We start from the raw sequence: 13831 nt of genomic DNA, 5'->3' as shown, positions 1-13831 counted from the left end.
TTATGGAATCAGCACCGCCCGGCCTTTGACCTTGCCGTGATGCAGATCCTTGAGCGCCTGATTTGCCTCGCTCAGACGGTATTCCCGCGTCGACAGATGCACGAGGCCGCGCTCGGCAAGCGCCATCAGTTCGACGAGCTCAGGGTAGGTGCCGACCAGATTCCCGACGATGGTCTTTTCGCTGGTGATCATGTCGATGGTCGGCAGTTCGATCTTTCCGCCATAGCCGACGATGTAGTAAAACCCCGCGTTGCGCGTCATCGCGAGGCCGTTTGCGATTGCGTCACCTTCGCCGACAAAATCGATGACGGCTTCCGCGCCATTGCCACCCGTCAGTTCAAGCACGGACTCGACTTCGCTGCCATCCCCCTTGACCGTATGATGCGCGCCGCAATCCTTAGCCAATTGCAGTGCAAGATCGGATCGGTCAACCACGATGATTTCAGCCGCGCAAAGTGCCTTTAAGACCTGGATACCGATGTGCCCCAGGCCACCAGCGCCGATCACGACGGCAAATTGACCAGGGAGCAAATGGCGCGACGCTTTTTTTGCGGCGCGGTACGCCGTCAAACCTGCGTCGGTGTAAGGCGCAACGTCCTTTGGCGCGAGCGATTTCGGCAGCCGGATCAGCGAGCGTTCACCCGTCAGCAGATACTGGGCATAGCCACCGTTGGCGTTGATACCGGGAAACCGGCTGTCCGTGGCGTGCATATCGTCGCCGCGGCGGCAGGCAAGGCAATGTCCGCTCGTCACCAGTGGATGGCAGATGACCGGGTCGCCCACTTTCACGCTCTCCACACCGCGCCCTACCTCTTCGACCCAGCCGGCGTTTTCGTGGCCCATGATATAGGGCAACGGCACATCCACCTTGCTGCGCCAGATACCTTCCACGACGTGCAGGTCGGTTCGGCACACGCCCGCACCGCCAATCCGGACGATGACATCGGTTGGGCGGACAATCTTTGGATCGTCGACATCTTCGTAGCGCACGAATTCTTCGCGGCTCAGTGACTCGTCGTACTGATGTAGCACAGCGGCTTTCACTTTTTGTCTCCTCCTTTCATGTTCGGTCCATGACATGCATGAGCCGAGTGACTGGCGTCATTTCGCGCGGTGAGCGCCGATCACGCAACGACTGTGCCAAAAAGTGAAGGTAGCTATTAAGCCGTTGTCCGCGGCCGGGCGGAGGTGTCATCTGCAGCGGCGAACGGCCGCGCCTGCAGGCCAACTGTCGCAAAATCGGACGCTCAAAGAGGGTGAGGATCGACGGGCTGTACGGAAATGGGACGCATCGAGAATGACGGTTTCTCACAAAAGCAAACCAAACTTCGACATTGCGTGATCTTTAACCCATGAGAAGCAAAACCTAACCACTTAAACCCGGACATTTCTATCGGGCCGACATTTGAATCTGGCCTCGACACAAGTTGTGGGTTTGTTTGTTTTTGTTTGTGTGTGGACAAGATCCTCCCATGTTCCTGGTGGGGCGACGAAAGTGCAGCGCCTGCGCTTCCACCGCGTGACGCGAAGATGCGCGGCGAGCCTGCTGTATCACGAATGATCCGCAGCCCGACAGGGCTGCGCACAAAACAACAAATGTCACTGGCGGACGCCGCACGCAACGAAGTGACGACTGCGGCACAACGCCTGTCCGACGCGGGCGTCCGCGTGCATCTATTCGATGACCATGGCGACAATGACACGCCCGACTCCCTCTTTCCGAACAACTGGTTCTCGACGCATCCGGGCGGCCATGTTGCGCTGTATCCGATGTACTGCCACAACCGCAGGCGTGAGCGTCGCGCTGATGTAATCGACATGCTCAAGACCGAGTATCGGGTGCAGGATGTCGTGGATTATTCGGGCCTCGAGCACGACGGCATCTTCCTGGAAGGTACGGGCTCGATGGTGCTCGATCACGTAGCGCGCATCGCCTACACGGCGCGTTCGCGGCGCGCCGATCCCATCGCACTCGAACGCTTCTGCACGCATTTCAACTTCGAGCCCATGTGTTTCGATACCGCCGATGCCAACGGGCATCCCGTGTATCACACGAATGTGATGATGAGCATCGCGACAGATTTCGCGCTGGTTGGCTTCGACCTGATCAGCGACGCGGGCCGACGCGAACAGGTTCTTCGACGTCTCACGGAAACGGGACGCACGGTAATTGCCCTCGACAACGCGCAGATTGGAAACTTCGCTGGCAACGCGCTGGAGTTGACGGGCCGCGACGGACGGATGCTTGCGCTCTCCCGGCGCGCGCTCGATTGCCTCACACAGCGGCAGCGCAGGCTGATCGAGCGGTCGGCGCAGCTGTTACCACTCGATGTGCCGACTATCGAACTGGCGGGCGGCTCAGTGCGCTGCATGCTCGCCGGTATTCACCTCGCGCGTCGCAACTGAATCATCAACGCCATTAATACACTGGATTAGGAATCAGACTTTTACTTATTGTTTTTGGCTCCGGATAAAGACGGGGAACGCCGCGCTCCCCACGCGGCATCCCCCGTCAATGCCACACTTTCCGGAGAAGACCATGAGTACGGTCCGTCCCGCTGCATCGTCCGTCGCAGACGATGCAGCCCCCAACGAAATGAAGAAGATCGCCGTTGCCAGCGTGATCGGCACGACGGTCGAATGGTATGACCTGTTTGTGTTCGCGACGGCTTCCGCGCTCGTGTTCAACAAGGTGTTCTTTCCGGGCTTCGTTCCGCTCATCGGCACGCTGCTCGCGTTTGGCACGTTCGCGTCCGCATACCTCGCGCGCATCGTCGGCGCCGCGCTGTTCGGCCATTTCGGCGACCGGCTCGGCCGCAAATCGATGCTGCTGGTGTCGCTTGTGTTGATGGGCTGCGCGACGTTCTGCATCGGCCTGCTGCCCAACTATGCTGCGATCGGTATCTGGGCGCCTGTGCTGTTACTGACGCTGCGCATTATCCAGGGGCTTGCGCTGGGCGGCGAATGGGGCGGTGCCGTGCTGATGGCCGTCGAACACGCGCCAGCTGGAAAACGCGGTCTGTACGGCTCGTGGGTGCAGATCGGCGTGCCCGCGGGCACGCTGATCGCCAACCTCGCTTTTCTCTTCACCAGCACCGCGCTTTCCGCCGAGTCTTTGCTGTCGTGGGGATGGCGCGTTCCGTTTCTCGCCAGCGCATTGCTGGTAGGCGTCGGTCTGTATATCCGCCTGAACACCTCCGAAACGCCGACGTTCCGCAAGGTCAAGGACGCTGCGGCCCAGGTGAAACTGCCCATCGCCGATGTGCTGACCAAACACTGGAAGCAGGTCGTGCTGGGCGGCGTCGCCACGATGTCGACGGGCACGTCGTTTAACCTGATCGTCGCTTTCGGTCTCACGTACGGCACGCAAACGCTCGGCTTCAGCCGCAACGCGATGCTATCCATCGCGCTGATCGCCTGCGCGCTGTGCATCGTGATGCTGCCGTTGTTCGGCACACTGTCCGACCGGATTGGCCGCAAGCCTGTCATCATCGGCGGCATCGTTGCCGAGGCGCTGTTCGCGTTTCCGCTGTTCTGGCTACTCGACACGCGCGAGTTTTCGTTCGCGCTGCTCGGCTACGTCCTCATGATGACTGCCTTCGCCGCGAACTACGGGCCGATTGCGACGTTTCTCGCCGAACTCTTCGGCACCGAGGTCCGCTACTCGGGCCTCTCTGTCAGCTACATGCTGTCCGGTCTGCTTGGCAGCGCGGCGACGCCGATTGTGACCACCGCTCTGCTGTCCGCAACCGGCCACGGTTCGTCGATCGCGTGGTACATGATCGGCTCGGCGCTCGTCTCTGCAATTGCATTGGTGCTGCTGACGGAAACGCTCAGGACCGATCTCGCGGGCAATCTTCGGCAGCGCGCGCGTGCTACGGAGCGTACGTGATGCAACGAGCACCTGTCATCGAACGTGTCTCCAGTACGCTTCTCGACCAACTTCGCCAGGTCAGCTTTCCGACACTCGGCCATTTCCTCGAAGCAGGCTTTGCTCATTACGGCATGCGCGCCCTCGTGCCCAACGAGCGGATGATCGGCCGCGCGGTCACGCTCGAACTCGGCAGTCCCGATGCACTGCCCGTCAATCGCGCACTGGCGCAACTCGCGCCGGGCGATGTCCTCGTGATCGACATGAAGGGCAACCACAGTCATGCGCCTGTGGGCGCCGTCACCGCCACGGCCGCGCTGAGTGCGGGCGCGGCGGGCGTGGTCGTCGACGGCGTGGCGACGGACATTCTCGAACTGCGGCAAATCGGCTTGCCGGTGTTCGCACGCGGCACCAGTGCGTTGACGACGAAGCGCCGCGATACGGGCGCGAGCCACTTCGGCGCAACGGTTCAATGCGGTGGCGTGAACGTCGACCCGGGCATGCTCGTGCTGGGCGACGACAACGGCCTGCTATTTGCCGATGCAACCACGCTCGCCGACGTGATTGAAACCGCGCTCGCCTCCGATCGTGCCGAGCCCGAATTGCTCGCGCGCCTGAACGCCGGTGAACCCATTGCAACCGTGTTGCAGGGCTATTCATCACCAAGCATTCGCCACGCTAATGAAGAGCATTAGAACAATGAAATTGACGGCACCCGCCTTCCACGCAAAAACTAGCCCGCTTTCATCGCAAGTCCACGGAGACACTTCAATGCGATCTTTCGACAACGTCCAGAGCCTGAAAAGCGGCCACGATTTCTCCAATGAAGAGTGGGCGGTACGCGCGGAGCTTGCTGCGCTCTATCGTCTCGTCGCGCATTTCCGCATGACGGACATGATCGACACGCACATTTCCGCGCGTCTGCCCGGCGACCCAGGCGACGCCCCGACCTTCCTGATCAACCGCTACGGACTGCTCTTTCATGAAATGCGCGCGTCCGATCTCGTGAAAATCGACCACCTCGGCAACGTGATCGATGAACGCGCAAAGCGCGACCCCGCGCGCTTCCGCGTGAATGCCGCGGGCTTCACGATCCATTCGGCAATCCACATGGCGCGTGACGATCTGCATTTCGTGGTCCACACACATACGGCAGCGGGCATCGCCGTATCGGCGCAGGCTGACGGTCTGTTGCCCATCAGCCAGCATGCGCTGAAGTTCTACGGAAAGCTCGGCTATCACGCCTATGAAGGCATCGCGCTCGATCTTGGCGAACGTGAGCGCCTCGTGCGCGATCTCGGCAGACATAAGGCGATGATCCTGCGAAATCACGGGCTCATCGCGGGTGGTGCAACTGCTGCCGAAGCCTTCCACGAAATCTACTTTCTGGAGCGGGCGTGTCAGGCGCAAATCCAGGCCATGTCGGGAGGAGCGAAACTCACCATCCCGCCTGCCGATGTCTGCGAGCGCACTGCCGGCCAGTTCATGCGCGACGAGTCCGCTGAAATCACCGAAACAGCCTGGCGCGCCGCGTTGCGTCTGATCGACGATCCGCACAACGACTATCGAAGCTGAAGGCCCGACTTCCTGTTCTCATGCCTGCTGCCGGAGCCCGCGCAGCGTTACCTGAATATGACCACCATTGCCCTTCTGAGCCAAAGCTACGACATGTCGCATCTCGTGGCCTCGATCAAGCGTGCCGCGCCTGAACTCGATGTCGTCATGCACGGCGAACCACGCGCCGCACACGCAGAAATTGCCGCGTGCTGGGACCCGCCGCGCGGCGTGCTCGCGAACATGAAGAACCTGCGCCTCATTCATAGCATCGCTGCCGGCGTCGACAACATTCTGTCGGACCCGGCGCTGCCCTCGCTGCCGCTGTGCCGCGTCGTCGATCCGCAGCATGCGCGCGGTATGAGCGAATTCGTCACGTGGGGCGTGCTGCATTTTTATCGCCAGCTCGATCGGGTGATGTCGAACCAGCGGCGTTCACACTGGTTTCGGCCCGACCAGACGCATCCATCGCAATGCACGGTCGGCATCATGGGGCTGGGTGAAATCGGCAGCCGCGTTGCGCTCGACCTGCATCGGCTTGGCTTTTCTGTCAGAGGCTGGGCGCGTCAGCCGCGCAGCCTGGCTGGCGTCGATATCTTCGAGAGCGATGCCGGCTTGCATCCGTTTCTCGCCGGCACGGACATTCTGGTCTGCCTGCTTCCCCTTACGAGCGAAACGCGCAACATCCTGTGCGCGGATACGTTCGGGCATCTGCCGCACGGCGCGAAGCTGATTCATGTCGGTCGCGGCGAACATCTCGTCGTGCCGGATCTCGTCGAAGCACTCACCAGCCGTCGGCTGGGCGGTGCGATCGTCGATGTCTTTCCCGCCGAACCCTTGCCCGCTGACGATCCGCTATGGAACACACCCAATCTGATCGTCACGCCACACATGGCTTCTGTCGCAAGTTCGGAAACGATCGGCTTGCAGGTTGCGCAGAACGTCCAGCGGCTGCTCGACGGCGAACCGCTTCAGAACGTGGTCGACATCACGCGTGGATACTGAATCACGCTTCCCGGGCGTCGATGAATCTGTTCAGCGCCTCCACGAAGGCCGCTTCCGCCGCACTGAGCTTGCGGTCCTGCGACCAGAGGAAATAGACGTCGACGTCAGCCACGCCATCATCGGGCGGCAGCCGCTGAAAGCGGCCCTGCTCGATGTCGCTGCTCACGATGTGCTCGGGCAGACAACCGATGCCCAGCCCCGAGAAGATAAAGCGTTTCACTTCGGCCATGCTCGACGACGATGCGATCACGCGACCCGTGAAGCCCATCTCGTCTCGAAAGATCGTGAGCGGCGACATATGATCGCCGACCTTGTCGCCCGTGAAGGACACGAACTGCTGGCCAGCGAGATCGGCAACGCTCAGGTCGTCGCGGCCGAACAGCGCGTGATGTCTGCCGCAAAACAACGCGTACCGCTGACGCAGGAACACGCGCCCTTCGATGCGCTTCGGCAACGCGCGCCGTGGCGTCAGCCCAAGTGTCGACGCTTTCTGCTGAAGGCTGTTGACGACATCGGCACTGCGCATCACGAGGCTCTCGAATTCGATGCGCGGATAAATCCGATGGAACTCGGCGAGGAAGTCGTCGTAGGCGGGGAAGTCAATGCCGCTCACCACCGCGATACGCACCGTGCCGGAAATATCGTGGTCTCGATCGACATCCGCGAGCGACAGGCGCGAAACCGTACCGTAAATATCCTCGGCAATTTTCTGCACTTCGACACCCGCCTGCGTGACCTCGATACGCGGCCCGTGACGATCGACCAGACGCATCCCGAGTTGCTCTTCGAGCCGCCGCAGCGCCTGACTCACGGCGGGCTGCGTCAGATGCAGGCGCGTCGCCGCACGGCTCACGCTCTTCTCGCGTGCGATAGCCAGAAACGTCCGCAGCAGGTTCCAGTCGAGACGGTCGTTCAGATAGGTGTCGGGCCGGTCTTTGCTCATCGCGAGCCTCATGATCGAAGTATTCGCCAAAATTATACTCAGGATAACAATTAGAAATTGGACTAATTATTTTGAATTTTCGATAAAGACGGTGTGACGAACATGGCCACGCGTGCGACACGCAGCGCACGCCGACTATCAGGAAACCGAATGATGCTGAAGATCAATGCAGACCGGCTGTGGCAGAGCCTCATGGACATGGCGAAAGTGGGCGCAACGGCTAAAGGCGGCGTTCGCCGTCTCGCGCTGACGAGCGAGGATGCCGCAGGCCGCGCGCTGTTCGCCGCGTGGTGCCGCGACGCGGGTCTTACCCTTTCCGTCGACCGCGTCGGCAACCTGTTTGCGCGGCGTGAAGGCCGCGAAGCGGGCGCAGCCGCCGTCGCAAGTGGCAGCCACCTCGATACACAGCCCGAAGGCGGACGCTTCGATGGTGTCTACGGTGTGCTCGCCGCGCTCGAAGTCGTGCGAACGCTGAACGACGCGGATATCGTCACGCGCAAGCCCATCGAGATCGCCGTCTGGACCAACGAGGAAGGCGCGCGCTTCACACCCGCCATGCTCGGATCGGCCGCATTCACGGGCGTGATGCCGCTCGAAACCGCGCTCGCGGCGCGTGATGCCGATGGCGTGGCGCTCAGTGATGCGTTGGCTACCAGCGGTTATCAGGGCGAACGCGCGGTGCCCGGCGACCGCTTCGACGCCTACTTCGAGGCGCATATCGAACAAGGCCCCGTGCTGGAAGAAGCGGGCGTCCCTGTTGGCGTGGTGACGGGCGGCCAGGCGATCCGCTGGCTGGACGTGCGGGTAATGGGCCGCGCCGCGCATGCCGGCACGACGCCGATGCAGTATCGCAAGGACGCGCTTTTCGGTGCAGCGGATATGGCATCGGAACTCGAAGCCATATCCGCCGACTTTTTCCCGCAAGGACTCGCGACGATCGGCGAATGGCAGATTGCCAATGCGTCGCGCAACACGATTGCCGGCGATCTGATGTTCACCGTCGACCTGCGCAACCCGAGCGACGCGTCAATCGAAGAAATGGAAGCCGCCGTACGGACACGTTTCGAAGCGGTCGCCGCGCGGCGCGGTCTGACGATCGATATTGCGCAGCATTGGGTCAGCCCCTCGACTCCGTTCGACCCCGCTTGCATCGACGCGGTACAGGAGGCCGTGAACGAACTGGGATATGTGAACCAGCGCATCGTGAGCGGCGCGGGTCACGACGCGATCCATCTGGCGAAGCATTGCCCGACCGCGATGATCTTCATTCCCTGCGTCGATGGTTTGAGTCACAACGAAGCGGAAGACGCGTTGCCGGAAGACGTCGCGCGCGGCGCGGACGTGCTCCTGCGCGCGATGCTGGCCCGCGCGGGACGCGCATAGCGTCGCCATCTGGCACATGTCCACTGAAAACGAAAAGGAACGGTCGTGACGACTTACCCGCTACGCACGCACGCTGCCCTACGGCGCACCTGGCTCTTCGTACCCGGTGCCGATCCTGCTGGCCACACGGCTGCATTGTGTTCCAACGCCGACGTGATCGTCGCTGACCTCGAGGAAATGACAGCGCCACCCGCGCGTCCCCACGCGCGTGAGCTGATCGTCACGCTACTCGATACGATAAACAGTTGCGGTGCGCTCGGCGCAGTGCGGATCAACCGGCTGGAGCACGATGGCCTCGCTGATCTCGAAGGCGTGATGTCCGGCCGGCCGCAGGCAATCTTTCTGCCTCATACCGAAACGCCCGAGCAACTCGCGGCACTCGACGCGCATCTGGGCGCGCTCGAACAGCGCAACGGCATCGATCATGGCGCGACGGAAATCGTGCCGACCATTGAATCGGCGAAAGGACTGGCGCGTCTCGCCACCCTGCTGCCAGCCAGTCCCCGCATCCGTTACTGCATGCTCGCCTCCGAGGATCTCGCTGCGAGTCTCGGCGTGCGCCGCACACTGGGCGCAGACGAGTTGCTTTACGCGCGCAGCCGCTTCCTGCTCGACACACTTGCGGCAGGCTGCCAACCTATCGATCTGCCCTGCACGTATCGCGCCGAAACCGTACTCGCAGGCGATTTGCACCGCTCCACGCAACTCGGGTTTCGCTCGAAGTGCGCGGTATTCGTCGAGCACGTCGATGCGATCCATCAGGTGATGACGCCGTCCGCTGCCGACGCGCAGTCCGCGCGGATCCTGCTCGACGCACATCGCGCGCAACAGACGACAGGCGTCACGGGAGCGATGGGCTGGATCGATGCGCCCGAGGCCAACAATGCCCGCAGCACGCTCGCACGATACGAAGCGGCAAGCCAGATCGCCGCGACATCCCGATTGCGAGAGCATAAGCGCCATTAATGCTCCCGATAAAAAACCCGAATTTTACGAATCCAATTCGGCGACCGATAAAGAGACACCTGACTCGCCGCCCCCAATCGACAGCGCCACAGAACGCCCATGTCAAATCTCACACCCAGCACCCATCAACCCGTGCGCGCCGCCACGGCGGCATTCATCGGCACTGCCGTCGAGTTCTACGATTACTACACGTACGCGACAGCCGCCGCGCTCGTGCTCGGTGAGGTGTTCTTTCCAGGCAGCAATCACTTCGTCAGCACGATGGCATCGTTCGCGACCTTCTTCGTCGGCTTCGTCGCGCGACCGTTGAGCGGCGCGGTATTCGGCCATCTAGGCGACAGGATCGGACGCAAGAAGATGTTGCTGCTGACGATGTTCCTGATGGGCATCGCGACGACGGGCATTGGTCTGCTACCGGGCTATGCGACGATCGGCATCTGGGCGCCGATCCTGCTGGTTCTATTGCGCATATTGCAGGGGATCGCCGTGGGTGGCGAATGGGGCGGCGCCGTGCTGATGGCGAGCGAACACGCACCGCAAGGGCGCAAAACGTTCTTCGCATCGTTTCCACAGATGGGCAGCCCTGCCGGTCTGATTCTGTCGCTGATCTCGTTCCGGCTCGTCACGTCGCTCGATCATGAAAGCTTCGTGTCGTGGGGTTGGCGTCTGCCCTTTCTGGCGAGCTTCGTGCTGCTGCTGATCGGTATCGTTATTCGCCTGGGCGTGAAGGAGTCGCCCGAATTCGAGCGCGTGCGCAAGAACAATGCCGTAGCGAAGAACCCCGTTGGCGAAGTACTGCGCACCGCGTGGTATCCGATACTTCTCGCCGCGATGGCGACGACGATTGGCTCCGCTGGCTTCTTCTTCACGAACACGTTCATGATTTCGTATGTGACGACCTATCTCGGCATGTCGAAGTCGTTCATTCTCGATTGCCTTTTCATCGTCACCATCATCCAGTTGCTGTCGCAGCCGATCTCCGCGCTGCTCGCTCAGCGTTTCGGCGAGACTCGCTTTCTGACCGTTGCAGCCGTGCTGTCGATGCTCACGCCTTACCCGATGTTCCTGCTGGTCAAAACCATGAACCCCGTTGCCATCGTCGTAGGGATCTCGGTCGCTGTCGTGACGCTGTCGGCAATCTATGCGGTGATCGCAGGTTTCATCACGCCCGCGTTTCCTACACGTGTGCGCTATTCGGGTATCTCGATCGCCTACCAACTCTGTACGATGATCGCAGGCGGCACGACGCCCTTACTCGGCACGATGCTCGCACAGCGATTCAACGGCGAGTGGTTGCCGCTCGCCGCGTTCTTCTCGCTGCTGTCGGCTATTTCACTCGTTGGTATTGTCGGGATGGGGCGATATCGTCTAGTTCGGACTGGATCACTTGAGAGTTCAGTAGCTGTGAATCCATGAGCAGCGAGGAAGATTTCGGCCGCCGTGGTCGTGGTGATCACGCGAGGATTGACCCGGCCGTCAGTGCTTTTTCGGGGTCAATGTCTCTTCGCGCGTGCGTGACGCGGGCGAGTATCGATAATGAACCACCATCTTGTGTAGCCGCGCGGTAGTGTCTCTTCAAAATTCAGCGTGCAGACGGCTGCTCTCACGCCTGAACGTGCGCAATAAGTACTCGACCACGATTCAATTTCCCAAGGGAAGGGCAAAAGTTGTCTATGGTGCGAAAGCGCCGGACGCCACCTTATCGCGGCACAGTCTTGCATCCTGCCATGCAGGGTGACGGGCGCCACGGACTCGTTCAACTGAAGTATCAGCATGACGCGTGTAAACTCGCGAATACGATTCGAATACAGACCGGAAAACTGCCGATTGCAGTTCCCCATGCTACTGCGGTACTTTTCCGACAAGGTTGCTGGTGGGTATTTTGTCTGTCCAGCCCCGCCCACTAGCGGAGGATGCAACTGCGAATGACGATGATCTGGCCGATTCGCGCGGGCGTGCTATCAGGGCTGCTCACACTGCTTTTCGCCGACTCGACAGTCGTTGCGAAACGGGATCGCGCGCAGTGGTCGCCTCAGTTGCAACAGTCACCAAGGTACGTCCACGTTACGCCATCCGATGTCCCTGCTCTGGTCCAGCGTGTGGATTTCGTTCTCGACCAGGCGGCCCAGGCTGAAGCCGATGCGAAAAAGAAGCGCAAAGCTGAACAACGCCATGCCGTAGCACCCGCGACGAAGCCGAATGCAAAGGCAGCTTCCGTACCTGCCGCGTCGGTCGAACGGGCAACAGGCAACCGGCCGCCGTCAACTGCCAGTTCGGCCGGCGCCTCGACGACCGCACGCGGCGCGCAATCTTCCGCGTCCGAACCAAAGCCATCGGGGGCCGACACGTCCACGGCGTCTGCTGTCCCACTTGCGCCTGTGTCTTCCGCTGTTGGGGCCGCACCAGCGCCCGCTGGGCAGCAGCAGGTAAAACCGGGTGAATCAGTGAACGCAAGCGCGGTAGCAATGGCCAACCCTATCGCCCAGGGCAACCCGCCGCACTCGGCCAGCGGCCGCCCCCTGCCACTAACCAGAGACCAGCTGATAGCGTTGATGCCGGGCGCCACCATACTGAGAACAAATACGGCAGGCGCACTGCGAGAATGGGTCAACGTCCCCAACGGGACACTGACCGTCTACTGGGCGGGCGGTGGTTTTGTCCAATCCCACAGCGCAAGCGGCAAGTGGAGCGTAACCGATGACGGCCGCTTTTGCCTCCAGATCGATTGGGAAAACAAGCCTGAAAACTGGTGCCGCTTTCTGGAGCCAACACCCAAAAAAGGCACGTATCAACCGGTCCCGGACGTCGTCGACGAAAAATGGACCCCGCCAACGGATCAGACCGATTGGCGCCCTCTAACCATTCGCCACTAGTCCAGCAAACCGGATGAACCGCAGCGGATGCGGCGCCTTGGCCGGCGTACTTCCTTTCAATGAAGCGGCTTGCTTGTTGTACTGACGGATATAAGGGTAATCGTCTGTTTCGTGCCAAATCTGGCGGTCTGAGCCCGCCAGTCCATACTGGCAACACCGATTGCTCCGACCACGTTTTCCTCCTTCAAACGCCGCAACGCAACGAAAGCACCTTCTGCCGCGGACTCGAGCTCGTCGCGATATGCCGTTCCCGCAAAGCCAGGATCGCGATCATGGATATAGACAGCATCGAGCCGATCGACCTTGCGCCGTGCCAGACTGCGTTCAATCGATCTGAGCGCCGTATCGTACGTGTAGTCCAGAATATAGTCGCCCCCGCCTGGCATTGCGCTTGCGCCGGGCTGGCGCAAATATCCGCCGAGCTTTGTCGACAGGAACAGTTCTTCTCGAGGAAATTCCGCCAGCGCTGTGCCAAACCGCTGCTCGCTTTCGCCGTCCAGATACGCCTCCGAGAACGCCACTCCCCCACGCGGCACGAACCATTCCGAAGAATGCCTGCTCGCCTCCTGCGTTCGCGAGGCTGCCCGCTCCGACTCCGACCGATGGAAACTTAAAAGCCCTGTCAGATTTGTTGATTCGCTCAGTCATACGATCAGGTTTCCTACCTATTTTCCTTACCAATTTGTTATGGAGTTTCGCAGCGAGCACGCATCGCGATCGCCGCCCGCTCATCATATTCGGCGCGCTCGCGTCGGGACTACTCTCGTATGTGTATCTGTATGCAATCAGTCTGCACAATGCGACGTTGGCAATTGCCGTTGCAATCGTGATGCGGGGCGTGGTCTATCAATGCTTTAACGCGGTCTAGACGAGCTTCATGCCGGAGTTGTTTCCGACACGCACCCGCGTCACGGCAATGGCTATCGGCCAGAACGCCGGCACGGCCATCACCGCAGTTCTGCCCGCGTGCATTGCAGTCGCAGTGCCGCCCGGAACCCAGCACATTCCGCTGATTGTCGGAACGATCACGCTGGCAATCGGCGCAATCGGCGCATTGGGCGCATGGACCGCTCGCGAGACGTTCCGGCTACCGGTCAGTGCGCTAGGCAAACGCGATGCCGCGCCGGTCGGAAAACAGGAATACAGCTGGCTGCGGGCAGAACTTCGCAAGAAAAAATCCGCGTCGAATGTACCTGTTTAAGGCGCGCTCTTCGAGTTCTGAAATGCAACTTCTCA

The 13831-nt window shown here is 61.0% G+C and carries 13 protein-coding genes; 10 read left to right on the top strand and 3 right to left on the bottom strand.

Annotated elements, in window-relative coordinates:
* Positions 1-1044, bottom strand: a complete 1044-nt coding sequence (locus G3O01_RS07430) for an NAD(P)-dependent alcohol dehydrogenase (protein ID WP_205803886.1) — start codon at positions 1042-1044, stop codon at positions 1-3.
* Positions 1045-1596: 552 nt separating this feature from the next.
* On the opposite strand from G3O01_RS07430, the gene G3O01_RS07425 reads away from it, so the two are divergent.
* The 5 genes from G3O01_RS07425 to G3O01_RS07405 all read left to right on the top strand — a co-directional run bounded on the left by G3O01_RS07425 (position 1597) and on the right by G3O01_RS07405 (position 6430).
* Positions 1597-2406 (top strand): arginine deiminase-related protein, encoded by an 810-nt coding sequence (locus G3O01_RS07425; protein ID WP_241023753.1) that lies wholly within the window; start codon positions 1597-1599, stop codon positions 2404-2406.
* A gap of 133 nt (positions 2407-2539) precedes the next feature.
* Positions 2540-3892 carry an MFS transporter gene (locus tag G3O01_RS07420; protein ID WP_205803884.1) on the top strand — a complete coding sequence of 451 codons (1353 nt, stop codon included), beginning with the start codon at positions 2540-2542 and terminating at the stop codon, positions 3890-3892.
* Positions 3892-4566, top strand: a complete 675-nt coding sequence (locus tag G3O01_RS07415; RefSeq protein ID WP_241023752.1) for an RraA family protein — start codon at positions 3892-3894, stop codon at positions 4564-4566. Before G3O01_RS07420 ends, G3O01_RS07415 begins: the two co-directional genes overlap by 1 nt.
* 76 nt (positions 4567-4642) lie before the next feature.
* On the top strand, positions 4643-5446 hold the full coding sequence (locus tag G3O01_RS07410; RefSeq protein ID WP_205803882.1) for a class II aldolase/adducin family protein: 804 nt from the start codon (positions 4643-4645) through the stop codon (positions 5444-5446).
* 57 nt (positions 5447-5503) lie between these two features.
* Positions 5504-6430 (top strand): glyoxylate/hydroxypyruvate reductase A, encoded by a 927-nt coding sequence (locus G3O01_RS07405; RefSeq protein WP_241023751.1) that lies wholly within the window; start codon positions 5504-5506, stop codon positions 6428-6430.
* Between the two features lies 1 nt (position 6431).
* On the opposite strand, the gene G3O01_RS07400 is transcribed toward G3O01_RS07405, so the two are convergent.
* On the bottom strand, positions 6432-7373 hold the full coding sequence (locus G3O01_RS07400) for a LysR family transcriptional regulator (RefSeq protein WP_205803881.1): 942 nt from the start codon (positions 7371-7373) through the stop codon (positions 6432-6434).
* Between the two features lie 153 nt (positions 7374-7526).
* Here G3O01_RS07400 and G3O01_RS07395 point away from each other — a divergent pair, with 153 nt between their 5' ends.
* From G3O01_RS07395 to G3O01_RS07380, 4 genes are all read left to right on the top strand, one after another.
* Positions 7527-8756, top strand: a complete 1230-nt coding sequence (locus G3O01_RS07395; protein WP_205804086.1) for a Zn-dependent hydrolase — start codon at positions 7527-7529, stop codon at positions 8754-8756.
* A gap of 45 nt (positions 8757-8801) precedes the next feature.
* Entirely contained in the window at positions 8802-9722 is a 921-nt protein-coding gene (locus tag G3O01_RS07390; protein WP_205803880.1) for an aldolase/citrate lyase family protein, read from the top strand.
* A gap of 99 nt (positions 9723-9821) precedes the next feature.
* The gene (locus tag G3O01_RS07385; RefSeq protein WP_205803879.1) at positions 9822-11138 is read left to right on the top strand and encodes an MFS transporter; all 1317 of its coding nucleotides are present in this window, start codon (positions 9822-9824) and stop codon (positions 11136-11138) included.
* A 509-nt stretch (positions 11139-11647) separates the two neighbouring features.
* The gene (locus G3O01_RS07380) at positions 11648-12595 is read left to right on the top strand and encodes a DUF995 domain-containing protein (RefSeq protein WP_205803878.1); all 948 of its coding nucleotides are present in this window, start codon (positions 11648-11650) and stop codon (positions 12593-12595) included.
* A gap of 56 nt (positions 12596-12651) precedes the next feature.
* On the opposite strand, the gene G3O01_RS07375 is transcribed toward G3O01_RS07380, so the two are convergent.
* Positions 12652-13116 (bottom strand): aldo/keto reductase, encoded by a 465-nt coding sequence (locus G3O01_RS07375; RefSeq protein WP_205803877.1) that lies wholly within the window; start codon positions 13114-13116, stop codon positions 12652-12654.
* 356 nt (positions 13117-13472) lie between these two features.
* Here G3O01_RS07375 and G3O01_RS07370 point away from each other — a divergent pair, with 356 nt between their 5' ends.
* Positions 13473-13796, top strand: a complete 324-nt coding sequence (locus G3O01_RS07370; RefSeq protein ID WP_205803876.1) for a hypothetical protein — start codon at positions 13473-13475, stop codon at positions 13794-13796.
* Positions 13797-13831 lie beyond the last annotated feature (35 nt).

Origin of the sequence: Burkholderia sp. Ac-20365 (genome assembly GCF_017104715.1) — a bacterium.
Taxonomy (GTDB): domain Bacteria; phylum Pseudomonadota; class Gammaproteobacteria; order Burkholderiales; family Burkholderiaceae; genus Paraburkholderia.
This window is presented reverse-complemented; position numbering and strand designations above follow the sequence as displayed.

What these genes read in the sequence shown, in the direction of transcription:
- G3O01_RS07425 (WP_241023753.1), top strand. Translation starts at nt 1,597, where the DNA reads ATGTCACTGGCGGACGCCGCACGCAACGAAGTGACGACTGCGGCACAA.
- G3O01_RS07420 (WP_205803884.1), top strand. Translation starts at nt 2,540, where the DNA reads ATGAGTACGGTCCGTCCCGCTGCATCGTCCGTCGCAGACGATGCAGCC.
- G3O01_RS07415 (WP_241023752.1), top strand. Translation starts at nt 3,892, where the DNA reads ATGCAACGAGCACCTGTCATCGAACGTGTCTCCAGTACGCTTCTCGAC.
- G3O01_RS07410 (WP_205803882.1), top strand. Translation starts at nt 4,643, where the DNA reads ATGCGATCTTTCGACAACGTCCAGAGCCTGAAAAGCGGCCACGATTTC.
- G3O01_RS07405 (WP_241023751.1), top strand. Translation starts at nt 5,504, where the DNA reads ATGACCACCATTGCCCTTCTGAGCCAAAGCTACGACATGTCGCATCTC.
- G3O01_RS07400 (WP_205803881.1), bottom strand. Translation starts at nt 7,373, where the DNA reads ATGAGCAAAGACCGGCCCGACACCTATCTGAACGACCGTCTCGACTGG.
- G3O01_RS07395 (WP_205804086.1), top strand. Translation starts at nt 7,527, where the DNA reads ATGCTGAAGATCAATGCAGACCGGCTGTGGCAGAGCCTCATGGACATG.
- G3O01_RS07385 (WP_205803879.1), top strand. Translation starts at nt 9,822, where the DNA reads ATGTCAAATCTCACACCCAGCACCCATCAACCCGTGCGCGCCGCCACG.
- G3O01_RS07380 (WP_205803878.1), top strand. Translation starts at nt 11,648, where the DNA reads ATGACGATGATCTGGCCGATTCGCGCGGGCGTGCTATCAGGGCTGCTC.
- G3O01_RS07370 (WP_205803876.1), top strand. Translation starts at nt 13,473, where the DNA reads ATGCCGGAGTTGTTTCCGACACGCACCCGCGTCACGGCAATGGCTATC.